The sequence below is a fragment of the Pseudomonas sp. LPB0260 genome, assembly GCF_013388395.1.
Genome location: NZ_CP058247.1, coordinates 3,526,767 through 3,546,343, shown reverse-complemented (window position 1 = coordinate 3,546,343; position 19,577 = coordinate 3,526,767). Strand labels below are relative to the sequence as shown.

The window sequence follows — 19,577 nt, the reverse complement described above, 5'->3', positions numbered from 1 at the left end:
ATCCAGCTGAATGAACTCAGGCACGCGGCCGACCAGTCATTCGCCTTGATTAGTAGGTCGGCAGTTCGACATCGTGGAACAGTTCCTCCAGCTCGGACTTGTTATGACAGTGCACGGCCTTGGCCAGCACGTCGCGCGTCAGGTGCGGGGCGAATGTCTCGATGAAGTCGCACATGAACCCACGCAGGAAGGTGCCGCGGCGGAAGCCGATCTTGGTCACGCTGGCCTCGAACAGGTCGCTGGCATCGAGCACCACCAGGTCCGGGTCGAGTTTGGGGTCCACCGCCATCTTGGCCAGGATGCCCACGCCCAGGCCGAGGCGCACGTAGGTCTTGATCACGTCGGCATCGGCCGCGGTGAACACCACCTTCGGCGTCAGACCGCGGTGGCTGAACGCCTCGTCCAGCTTGGAGCGGCCGGTGAAGCCGAACACGTAGGTGACGATCGAATGCTCGGCCAGGGCCTCCAGGGTCAGCTTCGGCAGCTTGGCCAGCGGATGCCCCTGGGGCACCACCACACAGCGATTCCAGCGGTAGCAAGGCATCATCACCAGGTCGTTGAACAGCTCCAGGCCCTCGGTGGCGATGGCGAAGTCCACGGTGCCATCGGCCGCCATCTCGGCAATCTGCATCGGTGTGCCCTGGTGCATGTGCAAGGCGACGTCGGGATACTGCTTGATGAAACTGCTGATCACCGTGGGCAAGGCGTAGCGTGCCTGCGTGTGGGTGGTGGCGATGGACAGCGTGCCCTTCTTCTCGTTGGAGAACTCCTGGGCGATCTGCTTGATGCTCTCGACCTTGCGCAGAATTTCACCGGCGGTGGTGATGATCCGCTCGCCGGCCGGGGTGACGCGGGTCAGGTGCTTGCCGCTGCGGGCGAACACTTCCACGCCGAGTTCGTCTTCGAGCAGACGGATCTGCTTGCTGATCCCCGGCTGGGAGGTATAGAGGCTCTGCGCTGTGGCCGAAACGTTGAGGTCGTGATGCGCGACTTCCCAGATGTAGCGCAATTGCTGAAGCTTCATAGAAAACCCTCAGAGCAGGTAGGCAGCCGTGCACTTGCCGGCAACTTTATATAACCATATTAGTGGCTTAGACGTTAAATCTAGACTGTTTATTTTTAACTGCTGCCGATTCTTCGTTTCATGCTTCGCCCCGTCCGCGGTGCTGCAGCATCGGCACCAGATACACCGGCACTTCCGACAACTGCAGCAGGCGCGCAGCCGTGCGCCCCAGCGGTATTTCCAACTCGGTGCCATGGCTGTGACTGCCGACCACCAGCAGGTCGACGCCGAGCCTCTGCGCCTCCTCGAGAATGACCAACGGTGGGTCGCCCTGCACCACCCGCACGGCGCGAATAACGTCAAGCTCATGCTGGGCCTCGCCGAGTTCGTCGCGAAATCCTTCCAGCACACGCTGCTCGATACTCGCCATTACCGTGTCCAGACCCTTGCTGCGCAACTCCTTGAGCCGATCCTCATCCAGATAGGTCTGCAGCACCGACTCGGCAAATAGCCCCAACGGCTCTACCGCATGCACCACATAAAGACCGGCGTTGAAGGCACGCGTCAGCGCCAGTGCGTGCTGGAGGACATATGGGGCGTAAAGACCAAGATCGGTGGCATAAAGAATCGAGCGAATCATGCGGCCTCCTCGACTGCCGGCGCGGCGGGCCTTTTCTGAGCTTAGCAGCGCGCTCCGCAAGTCAACTAAGGCGGGGCCATTTAGGACGAATGGATATATGCACGGGGGATCGACTAGGGCTGCAGCTCGTTGCTCACGCCATGGGGGACATGGCCTGTGGCTACCACCTCACGGGCCTTCTCGCAGTGGCCGGGCTGGTCGTCGAAGAACACGTCGGCGGCGAAAGCCTCGAGGATCGCCGCCTTCTCCAGCCCACCCAGGAAGTAGGACTCATCCAGGCGGATGTTCCACTCGCGCAGGGTGCGAATGACTCGCTCATGGGCCGGCGCCGAACGGGCGGTAACCAGCGCCGTACGAATCGGGCAGGACTCCTCGGGAAACTCTTGCTGCAAGAGATGCAGCGCGGCGAGGAAGGGTTTGAAGGGGCCGCCGCCCAATAGCCGGCGCGCGGCGTCGCGTTCATGGCTCTGGAAGGCTTCCAGCCCGCCTTGCTGGTAGACCCGCTCCGACTCGTCAGAAAACAGCACGGCATCGCCGTCGAAGGCGATGCGCAACTCGTTGCTCGCCGCCCGGCGGGCGCCACCGGAGAGGATGGTCGCCGCGCCAAACCCCGAGCGTAGCGCGTTGCGTACGTCCTCGGCGTGGGTCGAGAGGAACAGCTGACAGCCAAAGGCCGCCAGGTACGGGTCGGGACTGCGCCCGCCGACGAAGGCGGCGCGGGAGATGCCCAGTCCGTAGTGCTGGATCGAGTTGAATGCACGCAAGCCGGTATCGGCGCTGTTGCGCGAGACCAGGATCACCTCGACCCGGGACTGCCCCAGGGCGAGATTCAAGCCGAGTAATTTCTCGACCAGGGGAAAGGCATCGCCGGGGAGCAGGATCTCGTCCTCGTGCTCGATCTGGTACTGGCGATAGGCTTCCACGCCCTGGCTTTCGTACACCTGGTGACTCTCGCGCAAGTCGAACAGCGCGCTCGAGGAGATCGCCAGCACCAGTTTGTCGCCCATTCCCTTGCTCATGCACACCTCAACGTTCTAGTGGTCGGCCTGAGCGAGAAAGCACAGGACTTGGTACGGGGTGCGAAGCCGCGGCGGTGGACGCCCGCTCTCCCGGCGGCGGCCAGGGACAACACCTGGCTCGATGCGCGACTGTCAGCATATACGCGGACCCTGGCGGGCTGTAGTCAAGGAAGATCGTCCGCGGGACGCCTGAGGGCCTCAGCCAGGGCGTCGAGTAGATCGTCGGTGCGCAGACGGCTCTGCAGCGCGCCGAAAAATTGACCATCGCGCACCACGAACAGGGCCGGCAGGTGGAAGACCTCGTAGCGCGCCACCAATCCTGCATTGTCGGCGGCATCAATCCAGGCCAGGCGCGCCACAGGCAGCGGCTGCAGCGGCAACTCCCGACGCGCCCAGCGGCAGCTGGCACAACCCGTGCTTGTGAATATGAGCAACGAGGTACCGGGCAGATCGAGCAGTTGGCGATCCGCATCTAAATCGGTCAATTGCAGTTCGTTCACTATACTGTGATTAACGATGTCAATTTGATGGCATTGGGGGTCGGTAGTCATGCGTCGTTTCTTGCGTCATCCCAGTGATATGCCCGTGGAGCTCGTGCTCCGCAAACAGAAAGCCTTGCCCGGCCAGCGCCTGAACAATATCAGCCTGGGCGGCGTGGCGTGCAACTCCAGCCGCGGTTTTCGCCGCGGCACGGCAGTTGAGCTGCGTATCCCACTACTTGGCGAGCAGGCGCGCTACGAGGGCGTGGTGGCCTGGTGTCACAAGCTCGACGAAGACTATCTGGTGGGTATCGCATTTACCGATGAGGACACGCTGTTCCGTGCCCGCATGGTCGAGCAGGTCTGCCAGATCGAGCACTATCGCCGGCAACGTGAGCGGGAGCTCGGCCAGCAATTGCAGATCGAGAGCGTCGCCGGGGAATGGATCGCCCAGCATGCCGGCGAATTCTCCGACGCCAGCCTCACTTAGCCATTCCTACCCTCTGCGAGCCGAGTAACGCCCTTCGCCCCATTGTCTCGCCGACCCTTATCGCGCTAAGGTTCAGCTTCCCCGCTGTGCTCATACTGCTGTGCTCCGCCACACGGGGATCGCTGGCGGCCGGCACCCGTGACCTGACGACCCTGACCTGATGAAAAGCACGATGGCTGATTTACCGATCGACGACCTTAACGTTGCCTCCAACGAGACCCTGATCACCCCTGCGCAGCTCAAGCGGGAAATTCCCCTGACCGATTCCGCGCTGCGCACTGTCGCGAAGGGTCGCCAGGTGATTCGCGATATCCTCGACGGCAAGGATCATCGCCTGTTCGTGGTGGTGGGCCCCTGCTCGATCCATGACATCAAGGCCGCCCATGAATATGCCGAGCGGCTGAAGGTGCTGGCCGCCGAAGTGTCGGACAGTCTCTATTTGGTGATGCGCGTGTATTTCGAGAAGCCACGCACCACCGTCGGCTGGAAGGGGCTGATCAACGACCCTTACCTGGACGACTCGTTCAAGATTCAGGATGGCTTGCATATCGGCCGTCAACTGTTGCGCGATCTGGCCGAGATGGGCCTGCCGACCGCTACCGAAGCGCTCGACCCGATCTCCCCGCAGTATCTTCAGGACTTGATCAGCTGGTCGGCCATCGGCGCTCGTACCACCGAGTCCCAGACCCATCGGGAAATGGCCTCCGGCCTGTCCTCCGCTGTGGGCTTCAAGAACGGCACCGATGGTGGCCTGACCGTCGCGATCAACGCCCTGCAGTCGGTTTCCAGCCCGCACCGCTTCCTCGGTATCAATCAGGAAGGGGGCGTATCCATCGTCACCACCAAGGGCAACGCCTATGGCCACGTGGTACTGCGCGGCGGCAACGGCAAGCCGAACTACGATTCGGTCAGTGTCGCCGTGTGTGAGCAGGAGTTGACCAAGGCCGGCATCCGCCCGAATATCATGGTCGACTGCAGCCACGCCAACTCCAACAAGGATCCGGCGCTGCAACCCCTGGTAATGGACAACGTGGCCAATCAGATCCTCGAGGGCAACCAATCGATCGTCGGCCTGATGGTGGAAAGTCACCTGGGCTGGGGCAACCAGTCGATCCCCAAGGACCTGGCCCAGCTCAAGTACGGCGTCTCCATTACCGATGCGTGCATCGATTGGGACAGCACCGAAAAGACCCTGCGCGGCATGCATGCCAAGCTCAAGGATGTGCTGCCAAAGCGGCATCGCGCCTGATCAGGCGGCACTAAAAAGCCGGGCATTGCCCGGCTTTTTTTATTTGCCCCGCCCCCTCAACTCTTGGCGGTGAGGCGCTGGCGTCGCTCGATATAGCGCTCGACATAGGAGCACGAGGGAATCACCGTATAGCCAGTGCGCTCGGCGTACTGCAGGGCGTGCTCTGTCAGTGCCGCGGCGATGCCGCGACCTCGCAGCGAGTTCGGCACGAAGGTCCGGTAAATGTCCAAGGTTTGCTTGCCCAGGTCCATATACGCCAGGTAGGCACGATCCCCATCCACTATGGTCTCGAATTGATGACCTCTCTGGTCATGGTGAATGGACAACGCCTCGCTCATTGCTACTCCTCTCGTGGACCCTAGAACTGCACCCGAACCTTATCGATTTTTTCCAGGCGTAGCGACATTTGTGCCGTACCGTTGCCCGCCTGCAGGCGGAGATAGGCCTTGTTGTTGGCAACCCGCGTCAGGATACCCTGATAATACATGCCATCGTAGGTAACAAAACGCAAACGCTTACCAACATGATTGGCCAGACTGGACACGCTGACGAAGCCGGTGCGCGCGCCGTCCGCCACAGAGCCGACTCGCTGCTCGGCCTCTGGCTCTTGCGCAGCGGGTGCAGGTCGCGAAGCAGGATCGACCCAGGAAAACCCAAGCGGCTGCACCGCCCGGCGATTGACCAGGACCACCGGTCGCAGCATCGCCAATACATCCTTGGGATCGAAGAACTGCAGGCCATCCCAGACCATGCCTTCGGTGGGCTCGAGCTCGACCCGCAGCGACTGCGGATCGTCCAGGTAGTCGGCATAGGCATCCAGTAGCGGCTGGTCAAGCGCAATGCGCTGGCTACGCAGCACTCTCTGGAATTGCTCGACTGAGGCCGTCAAATAGGCCTCTCTATCCATCCCGAGCTTGGCGGCGCAATAGTCCTGTACCTTGCGCTGGTACTGGTTGTCGTTGAACTCGACACTCACCCGCTGTACGCGGGGTGGATTGACGCGCAGATCCCCAGGATTGTCCGGCATATTCATGACCGACAAGGCAACACGCAACTCGCCCATGTCGCGGGTATCGGAAGTCAGGCTGAAACTGAGCGTCTGCGCGCCAGGCTGAAATCGGTAGGAAAACTGGCCGTCGGTCTCGAAGGTGCGATAGCCCATATCCAGCAACTCGTCCGCACCTATGTTACGAACCTTGCCGCAAGCGACCTCGCTCATTGCCGTGAACAGGCTGCGCTCGGCCGGCGCCGCATAGAGCTGGCGCATGAACGGGCCGTGCACATTCAGACTCAAGCGCTCGAGGTTTACGGCCATCTGCTCGGGAAACTTGCCTTCGGCCAGGCGCTCCTTGAAGCGCAGCAGCTCGCCTAGCCCCTCGAACTTGAGCTCGGCATGAGCCACCTGCAGGCTATCGCCCATTGCAGGCACGCGAATCTGCACGTTGCTCAAGCCTACCCGTCCATCGAAGGACGAGGTAATTCCGCCGTAGCGAATATCCATGACTGGCGAGAGTCGTTGGGCGAAATCGTCCATGACCGAACGCACCGACAACCACAGGGACAGCTTGATCAGCACTGCAATCGCCAGTACCGCCAACAAACTCCATTTAATCAACTTCGACATGCATGCATCCTTGGCCCGAGACAGGTAACTCCGAATTACAGATTGCCGGAGCTTATCAGGCCACCTCGGGATCGGCCATGCTGAATCAATGGCTTAGCCTCCTCAGGACTGGCCCCGCGACACGTGCTCCCTGGCAGATCAGTGCGGCGCTCCGGAAACAATAGACGCAACACACCCTACCGGCCTGCCGCTTGCAAGAAGCACCAGTGATGCCAGCGCGTCGCTAACGGATGATCCGCACCAATAAACCTTCATGCCTGCTGTCCCCGGCGCGCCGCGGTCTGCCCGGAAACGCCGGCAGGCGGGAAACTTAAATTGCGGTTACTTGGCCGCGCCGGCTGCGCGATCCTGACTTCTTGCGATTACCGGGCAGTACAGGGAGAGCCTCGACGAGCTGTATGTTTTTTATACAAAACGGCACCACTTATAGTCGCACGCCACAAGATGGTGAAAAAAATGCGCTGCGCCCACCTGCGCTCCGTTTACTTACTGCCGGTTATAGGTAGTATGTACGCCGGCTAATTTCCCACCATTGGGAAATTGCTTTTATGGAAAACTCCACCTTAAGGGGAACACGATGAACAACGTTCTGAAATTCTCTGCTCTGGCCCTGGCCGCAGTTCTGGCTACCGGTTGCAGCAGCATGTCCAAAGAAACTGAAGCGCGCCTGACCGCTACCGAAGACGCAGCCGCTCGCGCTCAAGCCCGTGCCGACGAAGCCTATCGCAAGGCTGACGAGGCTCTGGCCGCTGCTCAGAAGGCTCAGCAGACCGCTGACGAAGCCAATGAGCGCGCTCTGCGCATGCTGGAAAAAGCCAGCCGCAAGTAATAGCCCGCAACGGCTGTTAGAGCCGACTCAGGTTTCTGAGTCGGCTTTTTTATTGCCTGCGGAAAGTGTCATTCAAATGGCAATAAAAAACCCGCCGCTGCTCGCGCAGGGCGGGTTCTATCATCAGTCGGCGACTCAGTACGCCAAACTAGCGCTGCTGACCAGCGTCGTATCGGGCTCGGCTATTTCCACCGGCAGACCATCTTCGGCCGCAACTACTTCGCGCACCATCTTCCAGTCCAGGCGCAGATCGCCCAGCTCTTCGCGCTTGAGCAGTGCGTTGATCACGGCAGTGTGCTTATCGACCACCGACGTTGCACCCGCATCCTCAAGAGGCGTATGCGCCTCGAGGTAAATCTTGCCGTTGCTGCGGCCGAACTTGTACGGCTCGTTGAGGATGCGCACCGGCGTTCCGACCGGCACCATATCGGCCAGCTGCAGCACATTCTGGTTGAGCATGCGGAAGCAGCCATGGCTGACACGCATGCCGATGCCGAATTTCTTGTTGGTGCCATGGATCAGGTAACCCGGCACGGACAATGTCATTTTGTACGGACCCAGCGGGTTGTTGGGGCCCGGCGGTACATAGGACGGCAATGGATCGCCGTTGGCGGCATGCTCCTCGAGAATCGACTTGGGTGGGGTCCAGCCCGGATTCGGGGTCTTGCCCGTGATCTTGGTGTCGGTCACTGGCGAACTCCAGCCCTCGCGCCCGATCCCAAGCGGATAGGTATGCACGACGTTCTGCCCCTTCGGGAAGTAGTACATGCGGTACTCCGCCAGGTTGATCACTATGCCCTCGCGCGGACCCGGCGGCAGGATAAAGCGTGTGGGCAGGATGATCTCGGTCCCCTCGCCCGGCAGCCAGGCATCCACGCCCGGGTTGGCGGCGATCATCTCCAGGTAGCCCAGGTCGTTGGCCACACCGAGATCGGCGAAGGTGTCTTCGTATTTGGCTTTGACCACCTGTACCTGGCCAATGATGTCCTCGCCGGGCGGCGGCAAAGGCAACTCCAGGGCAAAGACGGAGCCCGCGGCAAACAATGCGGCGAGAGGCAGGGAGCGGGCGACGGCAGGAATGCGCGACAACATCCGGTAATCCTTGGCGAGAATGGCTGACAAGTTCAATAGGCGATTGTACACCGCCCGCAGGCTATCCGGGAGTACTCAACGTAGCGGCCAATCGGGTCTAAGGCCACGGCGCTGTGCCTCGAAGGTGGCGCGGCATCCCGGGCACAGGCGCGCGTCGCGCAGCATCTGCTTGGCCAGCCCGCGCCAGCGCGGTTGCGCGGGCAGCAGGCCGCCGCACAGGGTTCGATCGGCGTACTCGCCCAGCTCCAGCTGGCGCGCGACCAGGTGCAGGCGTACCTCCCGACAGGCGAACAGATCCAGCTGTTCGTCCGGCTCGATCAGTTGATAGGCATGCAATGACCAGGCAGGACGCGGCATCGAGGGCTCCAGGGCGGGGGCGCCACATTAGCCGAAAGGTTGAGTGCAGAAAAGCCTGTCACAACAGCGGCTGCAGGCGCGGCCAGATATTTTCCAGAAGGACCGGCTGGGCGGCGGCCGTGGGGTGGATACCGTCGTCCTGCATCATGCCTGGGGCGCCACCAACGCCCTCGAGGAAGAACGGCACCAGGGCGACCTGCTTCTCCTCGGCCAGCGCGGTGAACACCTCGGCAAACCCCCGGGTGTAGCGCGCACCGTAATTAGGAGGCAGGCGCATACCCAAGAGCAGCACCCGAGCGCCGCTACCCCGCGCCTGATCGACCATCGCCGAAAGATTCTGTTGCAGTTGCGCCAGGGGCTGTCCGCGCAGGCCATCATTGCCCCCCAGTTCGAGTACCACCAGGCTCGGTCGATGCTCGGCAAGCAGCGCAGGAAGCCGAGCGGCGCCGCCTGCGCTGGTGTCGCCGCTGATCGAGGCGTTCACCACCCGGTGCGGGTAGCCCTGTGCGGCCAGGCGTTGCTCGAGGAGTGCGACCCAGCCCTGGCGGGTATCCAGGCCGAAAGCTGCGCTGATACTATCGCCGACCACCAGCACGGTATCGGCCACGGCGGTCTGCACCGATAGCAGCAGAGCGAAAACGGCGACAACCAACCCTCTACGCATCGGATTCTCCATGACCTCGAGCATTCTCACCGCGCGGAACCTTAGCAAAGTGGTTCCCAGCACGGAAGGCGAGTTGACCATACTCCACGGTCTTTCCCTCGAATTGAATTCGGGCGACAGCCTGGCCATCGTCGGCAGCTCCGGCTCAGGCAAGTCGACCCTGCTCGGCCTGCTCGCTGGCCTGGACTTGCCGAGCGATGGCGAGGTCACCCTCGCGGGCAACGACCTCGGCCGCCTCGATGAAGACCAGCGCGCGCGCGTGCGTGCCGAACACGTCGGTTTCGTCTTCCAGTCGTTCCAGCTGCTCGACAGCCTCAACGCCCTGGAGAATGTGATGCTGCCGCTGGAGCTTGAAGGCCGGCACGATGCCCGCGAGCGCGCCCGCGCCCTGCTCGACCGAGTCGGCCTGGGCCAGCGCCTTACCCACTACCCGCGCCAGCTGTCCGGTGGCGAACAACAGCGCGTCGCCATCGCCCGCGCCTTCGTCGCCGAGCCGGCGGTGCTATTCGCCGACGAGCCGACCGGCAACCTCGACAGCCACACCGGCGAGCGCATCAGCGAGCTGCTGTTCGAGTTGAACCGGGAACGCGGCGCGACCCTGGTGCTGGTCACCCATGACGAGCGCCTGGCCCACCGATGTCAGCGCCTTATCCGCCTGGAAGGCGGTCGGCTGATCGATCACGTGGAACCCTGATGACTGGACTGCCTTTCGCCCGCCTGCTGGGGCTGGCAACTCGCCAGCTTGTGCGCGATGCCCGCGCCGGTGAGCTGCGCGTGCTGTTCTTTGCCCTGCTGGTGGCTGTCACGGCCAGCACGGCGATCGGTTATTTCAGCGCACGACTGAACGACGGCATGCTGCGCCGCGCCAGTGAGTTCCTCGGCGCCGATCTCTTGCTGACCGGCAGCTCGCCGGCCGCCCCCGCGCAGATCGAGGCGGGCAAACGCCTGGGCCTGGAGCACGCCCGGCTGGTCGAGTTTTCCAGCGTGATCGCCAGCGACGAAGCGATCCAGCTGGTCAGCGTCAAGGCGGTCGACGGCAATTACCCGCTGCGCGGTCAATTGAGGAGCGCGGCGGCCGCCTATGGCGCGGAGCAGCCCGGCGCCGGGCCGGGGCCTGGCGAGGCCTGGGCCGAGGCGCGGGTGCTGACGGCCCTCAACCTGCAGGTCGGCGAGCGTATCGAGCTCGGCTCGACCAGCCTGCGCCTGAGCCGTGTGCTGACCTACCTGCCGGATGAGGCCGGAGATTTCTATAGCCTGACCCCGCACGTGTTGATGCACCTGGACGATCTGGCAGCCACCGAAGTGGTGCAGCCGGGCAGCCGGGTCAGGTACCGCGAGCAGTGGCGCGGCTCGCCCGAGGCGCTCAGCGCCTACCGGCAGGCGGTCGAGGCCAGCCTGGCCGCCAACCAGCGCCTGGAGGATGCGCGTGACGGCAGCCGCCAGGTCGGCGGTGCCCTGGAGCGCGCCGAGCGCTACCTGAACCTGGCCAGTTTGGCTGCGGTTCTCCTGGCCGGTGTCGCGGTAGCGCTGTCAGCCGCGCGCTTCGCTGCCCGGCGTTTCGATGCCAGTGCCCTGCTGCGCTGCCTCGGCCTGTCACGCCGGCAGGCGCTGGGACTGTTCAGCCTGCAGCTGGCGATGCTGGGTCTGGCCGCCAGCCTGAGCGGCGCCCTGCTGGGCTGGCTCGGTCAGCATGGCCTGTTCTATCTGTTGCAGGGTCTGCTTCCCGCCGATCTGCCCGCAGGTGGGCCAGGCCCCGCCCTGGCCGGCATGGCCACGGGACTGGTCGCCCTCGCCGGCTTTGCCTTGCCGCCGCTGGCCGCACTCGGGCGGGTACCGCCGTTACGGGTGCTGCGCCGTGACCTGTTGCCGGTTCCACTCAGCTCCTGGCTGGTCTATGGAGCCGCGCTGCTGGCACTGGGACTGATCATGTGGCGCCTGAGCCTGGACCTGAAGTTGACCCTGGCCCTGCTCGGTGGCGGCCTGCTGGCCACCCTGCTGCTTGGCGCCCTGCTGCTGTTCGGCCTGCAGGCGCTGCGCCGACTGCTGTCGCGCGCCGCCCTGCCCTGGCGCCTCGGCCTCGGCCAGCTGTTGCGCCACCCGCTGGCCGCAGTCGGACAGTCCCTGGCCTTCGGCCTGATCATCCTGGCCATGGCGCTGATCGCCCTGTTGCGCGGCGAGCTGCTCGACACCTGGCAGGAACAATTACCCGCCAAGGCACCCAATCATTTCGCCCTGAACGTGCTGCCTGCCGAAAAGGACGCCTTCGCCGCCCGCCTGGCCAAACTGTCGCCGGAACCCGTGCCGCTCTACCCGGTCGTTCCTGGGCGCCTGGTCAAGATCAATGGCGAGCCGGTGCGTCAGGTCGTCAGCAAGGACAGTCAGGGCGAGCGCGCCATCCGCCGCGACCTGAGCCTGACCTGGGCCAGCGAGCTGCCCGCGGACAATCAGCTGCTGGCCGGCAGCTGGTGGAGCACCACCAAGGATGGCGAACTACCTGGCGTCTCGGTGGAATCAAAGCTGGCCGAGAGTCTGCAGATCAAACTCGGCGATCGCCTGAGCTTCAGTGTCGGCGGACTCAGCCGCGACGCCCGCGTCAGCAGCCTACGGGAAGTGGACTGGAACAATTTCCGCCCCAACTTCTACATGATCTTCGAGCCCGACACCCTGCAGGATCTGCCGGTCACCTACCTCACCAGCTTCTACCTGCCGCCGCGGCAGGAACGCCAACTGGTCGAGCTCGCGCGCGCCTTCCCCGCCGTCACCCTGCTGCAGGTCGACGCCCTGCTGGCGCAGCTGCGCAGCATCGTCGCCCAGGTCACCCTGGCCGTCGAGTATGTGCTGTTGTTCGTCCTCGCCGCCGGGCTCGCAGTCCTGTTCGCCGGCCTGCAGGCGACGCTGGACGAGCGCATTCGCCAGGGCGCACTGCTGCGCGCCCTGGGCGCCGAGCGCCGCCTGCTGGTCAGCGCCCGGCGCAGCGAGTTCGCCCTGCTCGGGACGGCCAGCGGCCTGCTGGCCGCGCTCGGCTGCGAGCTGATCAGTTTCCTGCTGTATCGCTACGCCTTCGACCTGAACTGGCAGCCGCACCCCTGGCTGCTGATCCTGCCGCTGATCGGCGCCCTGCTGGTGGGCGGCGCCGGCGTTATCGGCACTCGCCGGGCGTTGAACGTCAGCCCGCTGACGGTGCTGCGCGAGGGCTGATAAGATCGCGGCTTGCCATCGCCAAAGCAGTCCCATGAGTCGTTATCGTCCACCCCGTTCCGCCGGCACCCCACTGATCACCCCCGAAGGCGAAGCGCGCCTGCGCGCCGAACTGCATGAGCTGTGGCACGTGCGCCGGCCCCAGGTCACTCAATCTGTCAGCGAGGCGGCCGCCCAGGGCGATCGCTCGGAAAACGCCGAATACACCTACGGCAAGAAGATGCTGCGTGAGATCGACAGCCGCGTGCGCTTTCTCACCAAGCGCCTGGAAAGCCTCAAGGTGGTCAGCGTACGCCCCAGCGATCCGGACAAGGTCTACTTCGGCGCCTGGGTCACCCTCGAGGATGAGGATGGCCAGGAGGCTCGCTACCGCATCGTCGGGCCGGACGAGCTCGATCTGAAGCTGAACCTGATCAGCATCGACTCGCCCCTGGCCCGCGCCCTGATTGGCAAGAGCCTGGATGCCGAAGTACGGGTACAGACGCCGACCGGGGAAAAGACCTGGTATGTGGTCGCCATCGACTACCCCTGAGTCGGGGTCTTAACGCCGTGTGATCAAGCCTTGGCGGGCGACCCGGGTCAGCTCGCGCACCGCGTCCTCCAGCTGAGCGGCGCTCGGCGCCTGCACTACCGCCAGATCGAAGCTGTCGCTGGCAAATCGCGCCAGGGATTCCCCATCGTGAGTGAACTGGATCAGGAAGGTCGGCGATCCGCCCCAGCGTTTCGGCCAGCCGTCGAGGTAGCGCAACAGGGTCGGCTGATGGCTGCCGCCAAGGAGGATCTTGGCGTTGCGCAAGGTCAGGCCCGTGGTTATCGGGGCCAATCGAATCAGCGGTTGGGGACAGGTCATGCTCGCGTCTCCGCCTCAGGAATCCCGCTGGGCAGCGGTGAGAGGCGACACCGAACCAGCGCTTTAGCGGTATTTCGAGAGCTTCGTAGAAACCCTCTCAGAGCCCGGCCTTCGGCAGGTAACTCGGCGCCCCGCAAGTAGCTGTTTAAATCGGCGCAGTCGGCATCCTAGAGAAGCCTGCGCAATACTGTCAACTGCCACCTCGCAGCCGAAGCCACGCCATGCACGACGATACCCTGCGCCTATTCTTCGCCCTGTCCTGCCCACCGGGCCTGGCCGAGCGCATTGGCCTCTGGCACGACGGGCTCCACCTGCCGGGCCGGCCGGTGCCCCCGGCCAACCTGCACCTGACCCTGGCCTTCCTCGGCCAGCAGCCCGGCAGTCGTTTGGCGGAGCTGAAAGGCCTCGCCGCGACCGTGCAGAGTAGGGCTTTCGAGTTGCAACTGGACCGACTGGTGCACCGGCGCAACGGTTTGCTCTACCTGGCCCCAAGTCAACCGCCTGCCGCCCTGCTGGAGCTGGTCGAGCAGCTGCACGAAGCGCTGCTTGGGGGCGGATTCGGCTTGGAGGCTCGACCCTTTCTCGCCCACCTGACCCTGCTGCGCCGCTGCAGCACCCGTCGGCCGAAGGCTCGCCCAACTTTCGATTGGCCGGTCGATCATTTCGCCCTGTTCGCCTCCGAAACGGGGCCGAGCGGCAGCGTCTACCAGCAGCTCCAGCAGTGGCCACTGTTGCGAAACGACTAATAAAGGCGTTTCGCCCCGTAACAGCGACAGTGCCGGGCAGAACGGCATCCCTCAACACAAATAGCACGCCAGTACCTACTCCAGAGCCGCCCGGTCCCCTTCAAGGCGAAGCTGGCACGCTTCCTGCGCCTGTCAGTGCCGCGTTGCAGGGGCCGTGGATGGGCGCCAGCAGCGCCAGAAACGCGCCTGACACCCGATACAACCCATTACGAGAGCGCCCATGAATAACAATAAGACCCTGCTAGCCCTCTGCCTCGGTGCCGGACTCCTGGCCTCCGCGCAAACCCACGCCGGTTGGTTCGGCTCCACCGGCTACACCCAGACCAAATACCCCATCGTCCTGGCCCATGGCATGCTCGGTTTCGACAGCATCCTCGGTGTCGATTACTGGTACGGCATTCCCAGCGCCCTGCGCAGCGATGGCGCCAAGGTCTACGTGGCCGAAGTCAGCCAACTGAACACCACCGAGGCCCGCGGCGAAGAGCTGCTGGCCCAGGTGGAGGAAATAGTCGCCATCAGCGGCAAACCCAAGGTCAACCTGATCGGCCACAGCCACGGCGGCCCGACCATCCGCTATGTCGCCGCCGTCCGCCCCCAGCTGGTTGCCTCCGCGACCAGTGTCGGCGCTCCCCACAAGGGATCGGCCACCGCCGACTTCATCCGCCAGGTTCCCCCGGGCTCGGCCGGCGAAACGCTGCTGGCCGGCATCGTCAACGGCCTCGGCAGCCTGATCAACTTCCTCTCCGGCAGTTCCAGCAGCAATCCGCAGAATGCCCTTGGCGCCCTCGAGTCGCTCAATAGTGCAGGTGCGGCTCGCTTCAACGCCAAGTACCCGCAAGGGTTGCCGACCACGGCCTGCGGCGAAGGCGCTTATAGCGTCAATGGCGTGCGCTACTACTCCTGGAGCGGCACCAGCCCGCTGACCCACTTGCTCGATCCGAGCGACGCGCTGCTCGGTGCCACCTCCCTGACGTTCAACGGCGAAGCCAACGACGGGCTGGTCGGGCGCTGCAGCTCGCACCTGGGCAAGGTGATCCGTGACAACTACCGGATGAACCACCTCGACGAGGTCAACCAGACCTTCGGCCTGACCAGCTGGTTCGAAACCGATCCGGTGACTGTCTATCGGCAGCATGCCAATCGCCTGAAAAACGACGGACTCTGACCCTCTACCGGGGCCCGCAGGGCCCCACCTCTGCGCTCCCTAGAGCGCCTGATCAACGCTGTCCGGTGAATCAATCCGTGAAAAAACTGTTGTTGTTCTCACCCCTGGTTGTCCTGACCTGTTTCGCCGCCTTTCTTTACCTGGACCTGGCGCATACGCCTGCCCAACTCGCCCCCCAGGCGGCAAGCCAGAGCATCACGCCGGAGGCCCCCAGCGAGCCTTCACGCCCCGTCCCGGCAGTCGACGCCAGCGCCAAGCACGACAGGATGATCGCGCTGCCCGGCTCCTTCGCCGGCACCCAGGTGGACGGCCTGTTTCGTGTCGACGAGACGGGCCAGCTGATCGTCAGCCAGGACATCCGGCGAATATTCGATTATTTCCTCGCCGCTATAGGCGAGGAACCCGTGCGGGTCAGCGTCGAACGCCTACAGGCCCACATCCGCAGCCAGCTGCAGGAACCAGCGCGGGGGCAGGCGCTGGCGCTGCTCACCCAATACCTGGACTACAAGCGCGTACTGGTGTTGCTGGAGCGCGACTGGCCGCAGCTGGCCAATCTCGATGCCCTGCGCCAGCGCGAGGCGGCCGTTCAGGCGTTGCGCGCCCGCCTGTTCAGCGGTGACGCACGCCAGGCATTCTTTGCCGACGAAGAGGCCTACAACCGCTTTAGCCTGCAACGCTTGGCGATCCAACAGGACAGCGATCTGGACGACGACGCCAAGGCCCGCGCGGTCGATCAGTTGCGCGAAAGCCTGCCGCCTGAGCTGCAGGCCAGCCTCCTGCCACAACTGCAGCACGAGCTGCGCCGGCGAACGACCAAGCTGCAGGCCGACGGTGCCAGCCCCGAGCAGGTGCGCCAGTTGCGCCTGCAGATGGTTGGCGCCGAAGCGACCCAGCGCCTCGAAGCCCTAGATCAGCAGCGCCAGGCCTGGGGGCGGCGGCTGGCCGACTACCAGCAGGCCAAAGCCAGGATCGAAGCCAGTCGCGGCCTCAGCCCCGCCGACAAGGCTGCGGCCATCGAGCGCCTGGCCGGCGAGCGCTTCGATGAACGCGAACGCCTGCGCCTGGACGCCGCCGAGCAGCTGGCCCAGGTGCGCAGCCAGGCAGCCCCCTGAAACGCGGAAGGCCCGCGCTTGGCGGGCCTTCCGGGGTGCTCGGTTCTAGTTGGCGAGGCGCTTGTCCAAAGACAGCTTGCCTGCGCCTTCGACCAATACCGCCACGCTGATCGCCAGCAGCGCCAAGCCGAATTCATAACCGTTGTTGGCCATGAAGAAGCCGTTGGCCAGATGCACGCTGACGATCGCCACCAGCATGGTCACCGCCAGCACGGCCGCCGCCGGCCGGGCCAACAGCCCGAAGATCAGCGCCAGGCCGCCGAAGAACTCGGCGCTGCCGGCCAGCAGAGCCATCAGATAACCCGGCGCCAGGCCAATGCTTTCCATCCACTGTGCGACACCGTCCAGGCCGTAGCCGCCAAACCAGCCGAACAGCTTCTGCGCACCGTGGGCGGCGAAGGTCAGCCCGGCGATGACGCGCAAAACGGTCAGGCCATAGCCCGCTTGCGTAGCAACCACAGATTTGATCAGAGCGTTCATGTGCAGCATTCCTGTTGTAGGGTGGTGATGCGCACAGACTAAACTAATTTATAGATATAAAAAGCGGATTTATTCGCTAGAAATCATCATATATTTGGATGTATGTGCTCAATACTAGCTAGTGCGGCTCAAGCAGATAACGCTCGCGGTCATAGGCTAGGTAGTACTTGTTGACGCTGTTGACGTAGCTGACCACGCCCATGCCGACCTGCTCCATGGCGATTCGCTCGACCTGGAAGAACCACTGATTGGGGTTGAGGCCACGCCGCCGCGCCTCGGCGCGCATGCTCTGCACCCGCTGCGGCCCCAGGTTGTAGCCGGCCAACACGAAGGCCATACGTTCGCGCTCGTTGAGCTGGGCACTGGCGAAGTAGTTGCGGCGGATCATCGCCAGGTAGCGCGCGCTGGCCTGCACGTTATTCTCCAGCGCCACGATATTACCGACCCCGACGCTGCGGGCCGCGGCCGGGGTGATCTGCATCAGGCCGGTGGCGCCGCCCGCACCGCGCGCGTTCGGGTTGAGGGTCGACTCCTTGAATGCCAGTGCGGCGAGCGCCAGCCAGTCGAACTTCTGTTCGCCGGCATGGCGCTGGAGCACCGGACGCAACTTCTCCAGGCGTTGGCGTTCGGCGCGCCCCAGGGGGTAATGCACCTTGTACAGGCGTCGGTAGATGCGCTGAAAGGAGGCGTCTTGGTCGTCGGGACTGCGATAGCTCTTGAGGAAGCGGTCGATGCTCGCCGCCAGCGCGGGTGCGTCCCTGCGCATGAACCAGCGCAGGTCACCGTCGCTGGCCAGCACCAGATGGCGCTCCAGGCGCAACTTCGGCAGGACCTTGGCCCAGCGCTCGGCAATCGGCTGTTCGACCGCGGTGACGCTGAAGATGCCGGCCTGGACCATCTCCAGCACGTCCTCGACGGCCAGGCTCGGATCGACCCACTCGATGATGATCGGCGGCCGTTTGTCCTGCAGCAGCTGCTTGTTGAGCCGCCGTATCGCCTCGCCTGCGGCGCTGCCGGCCGGCAGCGCCAGGCTGCGGCCGGACATCTGTTCCAGGCTCTGGTAGCGGCGATCGCCCTGCCGGGCCACGATGATCAGCGGGACGTCGCTGCGAATGGCGGTACTGGCGCGGATATCGCGACCGGCGCCCATGCCGAGCAGTTCGCCGGGCGCCACCAGATCGCCCTCTCCGCGCCGCAGGGCGGCGAGCAGCTGGTCCTTGGCCTTGGGAATTATCTTCAGCTTGAGCGCCGCACCGGTGCGCCCCGTCCTGTTGAGATACTGCTCGAAGGCGCGCAGGCGATGGTACTCCACGCCGATGCTCTGTCCCTTGATCTCCCCCGAGCTGTTGCGGCTCTGGTTGACCAGCACGCGCAGCTCGCCACTGCTGCGGATGCCCGCCAGATCGCGCGTGAGTGCCGGGCGCACCACTTCCTGCGGACCCGCCACACGCGCCATCGCCGCCAGCGGTAGCACTAGCAGGAGGCAAAGCACCAGTAACACTCGCGACATCGCGGCTCCAAGACAGGGTCGACTCGCTGCAAGAGCAGGCCGAGTGAGAGTGCGGCAGTGCCGTGCAAGTTCCCGGAGTGCGCGGCGCGCGGAGGTTCGCACAGCGCGCGCCTGGAAGCCAGAGCAGCCTGTCACCCAGTCTCAAGATAGCCGCCCAAGTATTTGAATTTGATCAATTTATGGTTAGGCAAAAAGCTCTGCTATGCTGGCCCCTCCGGCCGCCAGGTAGCACCATGCAGCTCATCGACATCGGCGTCAATCTGACCCACCCAAGCTTTGCAGACCAGCACCAAGCCCTGCTCGAGCGCGCATTCGCCGCCGGCGTTTGCCAGATGCTGGTGACCGGCACCAGCCTGGACGAGAGCGAGCAGGCCGCCGAGCTGTGCCATGAGCTGGACGATTCCGGCGAGCGCCTGTTCAGCACTGCCGGCGTCCATCCCCACGACGCCAAGAGCTGGAACAGCGACAGCGCCGCGCGGCTGAAGGCCCTGCTGGCCGAGCCACGGGTGCGCGCGGTTGGCGAATGCGGGCTCGATTTCAATCGCGACTTCTCGCCGCGCCCGCAGCAGGAGAAGGCCCTGGAAGAACAGCTGGCCCTGGCCGCCGCCCTGCAGATGCCGGTCTTCCTGCATGAGCGCGATGCCGACCAGCGCCTGCTGGAGATCCTGCGCGACTACCGGGATCGCCTGCCGGCCGCGGTGGTGCACTGCTTCACGGGGGAGAAGCGTGCGCTGTTCAACTACCTGGACCTGGACCTGCATATCGGCATCACCGGGTGGATCTGCGATGAACGCCGCGGCAGCCACCTGCACCCACTGGTGCGGGAGATCCCGGTCGGCCGGCTGATGCTGGAAAGCGACTCGCCCTTCCTGCTGCCACGCAGCCTGCGGCCCAAGCCCAAGAGCGGGCGCAACGAGCCGGCCCTGCTGGTCGAAGTGCTGCGTGAGGTGGCTCTGCACCGGGGCGAAACGCTGGAGAGCCTCGCGGCCCACAGCACCGCCTGCGCCCGGCACTTCTTCAACCTGCCGAGCGTTGCCGAGGTCGGCGCGGATCAGCCTGCCTGGTGAACC

22 protein-coding genes are annotated in these 19,577 nt (G+C 64.2%); 10 read left to right on the top strand and 12 right to left on the bottom strand.

The window, feature by feature from the left end:
- Positions 1–49 precede the first annotated feature (49 nt).
- The 4 genes from cysB to LPB260_RS15970 form a co-directional block, all read right to left on the bottom strand.
- Positions 50–1,024, bottom strand: a complete 975-nt coding sequence (gene cysB, locus LPB260_RS15985; RefSeq protein WP_208706805.1) for an HTH-type transcriptional regulator CysB — start codon at positions 1,022–1,024, stop codon at positions 50–52.
- A gap of 118 nt (positions 1,025–1,142) precedes the next feature.
- Positions 1,143–1,643, bottom strand: a complete 501-nt coding sequence (locus LPB260_RS15980) for a universal stress protein (RefSeq protein WP_208706804.1) — start codon at positions 1,641–1,643, stop codon at positions 1,143–1,145.
- 113 nt (positions 1,644–1,756) lie between these two features.
- Complete coding sequence (locus tag LPB260_RS15975) at positions 1,757–2,662, bottom strand: 5'-nucleotidase (protein ID WP_208706803.1); 906 nt, start codon at positions 2,660–2,662, stop codon at positions 1,757–1,759.
- A 164-nt stretch (positions 2,663–2,826) separates the two neighbouring features.
- Positions 2,827–3,213 (bottom strand): thioredoxin family protein, encoded by a 387-nt coding sequence (locus tag LPB260_RS15970; RefSeq protein ID WP_208706802.1) that lies wholly within the window; start codon positions 3,211–3,213, stop codon positions 2,827–2,829.
- Here LPB260_RS15970 and LPB260_RS15965 point away from each other — a divergent pair.
- Together LPB260_RS15965 and LPB260_RS15960 are read left to right on the top strand one after the other, a co-directional pair.
- Positions 3,212–3,631: a PilZ domain-containing protein gene (locus tag LPB260_RS15965; protein ID WP_208706801.1), complete on the top strand. Its 420-nt coding sequence runs from the start codon at positions 3,212–3,214 to the stop codon at positions 3,629–3,631. The genes LPB260_RS15970 and LPB260_RS15965 overlap by 2 nt on opposite strands.
- Positions 3,632–3,803: 172 nt before the next feature.
- Positions 3,804–4,880 carry a 3-deoxy-7-phosphoheptulonate synthase gene (locus LPB260_RS15960; protein WP_208706800.1) on the top strand — a complete coding sequence of 359 codons (1,077 nt, stop codon included), beginning with the start codon at positions 3,804–3,806 and terminating at the stop codon, positions 4,878–4,880.
- Between the two features lie 56 nt (positions 4,881–4,936).
- On the opposite strand, the gene LPB260_RS15955 is transcribed toward LPB260_RS15960, so the two are convergent.
- Positions 4,937–5,218, bottom strand: a complete 282-nt coding sequence (locus LPB260_RS15955; protein WP_208706799.1) for a GNAT family N-acetyltransferase — start codon at positions 5,216–5,218, stop codon at positions 4,937–4,939.
- 20 nt (positions 5,219–5,238) lie between these two features.
- On the bottom strand, positions 5,239–6,504 hold the full coding sequence (locus tag LPB260_RS15950) for a hypothetical protein (protein ID WP_208706798.1): 1,266 nt from the start codon (positions 6,502–6,504) through the stop codon (positions 5,239–5,241).
- Positions 6,505–7,081: 577 nt separating this feature from the next.
- On the opposite strand from LPB260_RS15950, the gene oprI reads away from it, so the two are divergent.
- Entirely contained in the window at positions 7,082–7,333 is a 252-nt protein-coding gene (oprI, locus tag LPB260_RS15945) for an outer membrane lipoprotei OprI (protein WP_003239826.1), read from the top strand.
- Positions 7,334–7,468: 135 nt separating this feature from the next.
- Here the strand turns inward: oprI and LPB260_RS15940 are convergent, their stop codons facing one another.
- From LPB260_RS15940 to LPB260_RS15930, 3 genes are all read right to left on the bottom strand, one after another.
- Complete coding sequence (locus LPB260_RS15940; protein WP_208706797.1) at positions 7,469–8,425, bottom strand: L,D-transpeptidase family protein; 957 nt, start codon at positions 8,423–8,425, stop codon at positions 7,469–7,471.
- Positions 8,426–8,500: 75 nt separating this feature from the next.
- Positions 8,501–8,782, bottom strand: coding sequence for a hypothetical protein (locus LPB260_RS15935; RefSeq protein WP_208706796.1), 282 nt, complete (start codon positions 8,780–8,782; stop codon positions 8,501–8,503).
- Between the two features lie 58 nt (positions 8,783–8,840).
- The gene (locus tag LPB260_RS15930; protein WP_208706795.1) at positions 8,841–9,446 is read right to left on the bottom strand and encodes an arylesterase; all 606 of its coding nucleotides are present in this window, start codon (positions 9,444–9,446) and stop codon (positions 8,841–8,843) included.
- 10 nt (positions 9,447–9,456) lie between these two features.
- Here LPB260_RS15930 and LPB260_RS15925 point away from each other — a divergent pair, with 10 nt between their 5' ends.
- From LPB260_RS15925 to greB, 3 genes are read left to right on the top strand one after another with little or no spacing between them, the layout of a single operon-like run.
- Entirely contained in the window at positions 9,457–10,140 is a 684-nt protein-coding gene (locus LPB260_RS15925; RefSeq protein WP_208706794.1) for an ABC transporter ATP-binding protein, read from the top strand.
- On the top strand, positions 10,140–12,644 hold the full coding sequence (locus LPB260_RS15920) for an ABC transporter permease (RefSeq protein WP_208706793.1): 2,505 nt from the start codon (positions 10,140–10,142) through the stop codon (positions 12,642–12,644). The genes LPB260_RS15925 and LPB260_RS15920 overlap by 1 nt, the downstream gene beginning before the upstream one ends.
- 34 nt (positions 12,645–12,678) lie before the next feature.
- On the top strand, positions 12,679–13,176 hold the full coding sequence (greB, locus tag LPB260_RS15915) for a transcription elongation factor GreB (protein ID WP_208706792.1): 498 nt from the start codon (positions 12,679–12,681) through the stop codon (positions 13,174–13,176).
- A 9-nt stretch (positions 13,177–13,185) separates the two neighbouring features.
- Here greB and LPB260_RS15910 read toward each other — a convergent pair whose 3' ends face one another.
- Positions 13,186–13,494: a class I SAM-dependent methyltransferase gene (locus LPB260_RS15910; protein WP_208706791.1), complete on the bottom strand. Its 309-nt coding sequence runs from the start codon at positions 13,492–13,494 to the stop codon at positions 13,186–13,188.
- A gap of 221 nt (positions 13,495–13,715) precedes the next feature.
- Between LPB260_RS15910 and thpR the strand changes: the two genes are divergently transcribed.
- From thpR to LPB260_RS15895, 3 genes are all read left to right on the top strand, one after another.
- Positions 13,716–14,240 (top strand): RNA 2',3'-cyclic phosphodiesterase, encoded by a 525-nt coding sequence (gene thpR / locus LPB260_RS15905; RefSeq protein ID WP_208706790.1) that lies wholly within the window; start codon positions 13,716–13,718, stop codon positions 14,238–14,240.
- A 220-nt stretch (positions 14,241–14,460) separates the two neighbouring features.
- Complete coding sequence (locus LPB260_RS15900) at positions 14,461–15,405, top strand: triacylglycerol lipase (RefSeq protein ID WP_208706789.1); 945 nt, start codon at positions 14,461–14,463, stop codon at positions 15,403–15,405.
- A gap of 77 nt (positions 15,406–15,482) precedes the next feature.
- Positions 15,483–16,517 carry a lipase secretion chaperone gene (locus tag LPB260_RS15895; RefSeq protein WP_208706788.1) on the top strand — a complete coding sequence of 345 codons (1,035 nt, stop codon included), beginning with the start codon at positions 15,483–15,485 and terminating at the stop codon, positions 16,515–16,517.
- A gap of 45 nt (positions 16,518–16,562) precedes the next feature.
- Here the strand turns inward: LPB260_RS15895 and LPB260_RS15890 are convergent, their stop codons facing one another.
- Both LPB260_RS15890 and LPB260_RS15885 read right to left on the bottom strand, forming a co-directional pair.
- Positions 16,563–16,997 carry a DoxX family protein gene (locus LPB260_RS15890; RefSeq protein WP_208706787.1) on the bottom strand — a complete coding sequence of 145 codons (435 nt, stop codon included), beginning with the start codon at positions 16,995–16,997 and terminating at the stop codon, positions 16,563–16,565.
- Positions 16,998–17,115: 118 nt separating this feature from the next.
- Positions 17,116–18,507, bottom strand: coding sequence for a transglycosylase SLT domain-containing protein (locus LPB260_RS15885; RefSeq protein ID WP_208706786.1), 1,392 nt, complete (start codon positions 18,505–18,507; stop codon positions 17,116–17,118).
- Positions 18,508–18,740: 233 nt separating this feature from the next.
- Between LPB260_RS15885 and LPB260_RS15880 the strand changes: the two genes are divergently transcribed.
- Positions 18,741–19,574: a TatD family hydrolase gene (locus LPB260_RS15880; protein WP_208706785.1), complete on the top strand. Its 834-nt coding sequence runs from the start codon at positions 18,741–18,743 to the stop codon at positions 19,572–19,574.
- Positions 19,575–19,577 lie beyond the last annotated feature (3 nt).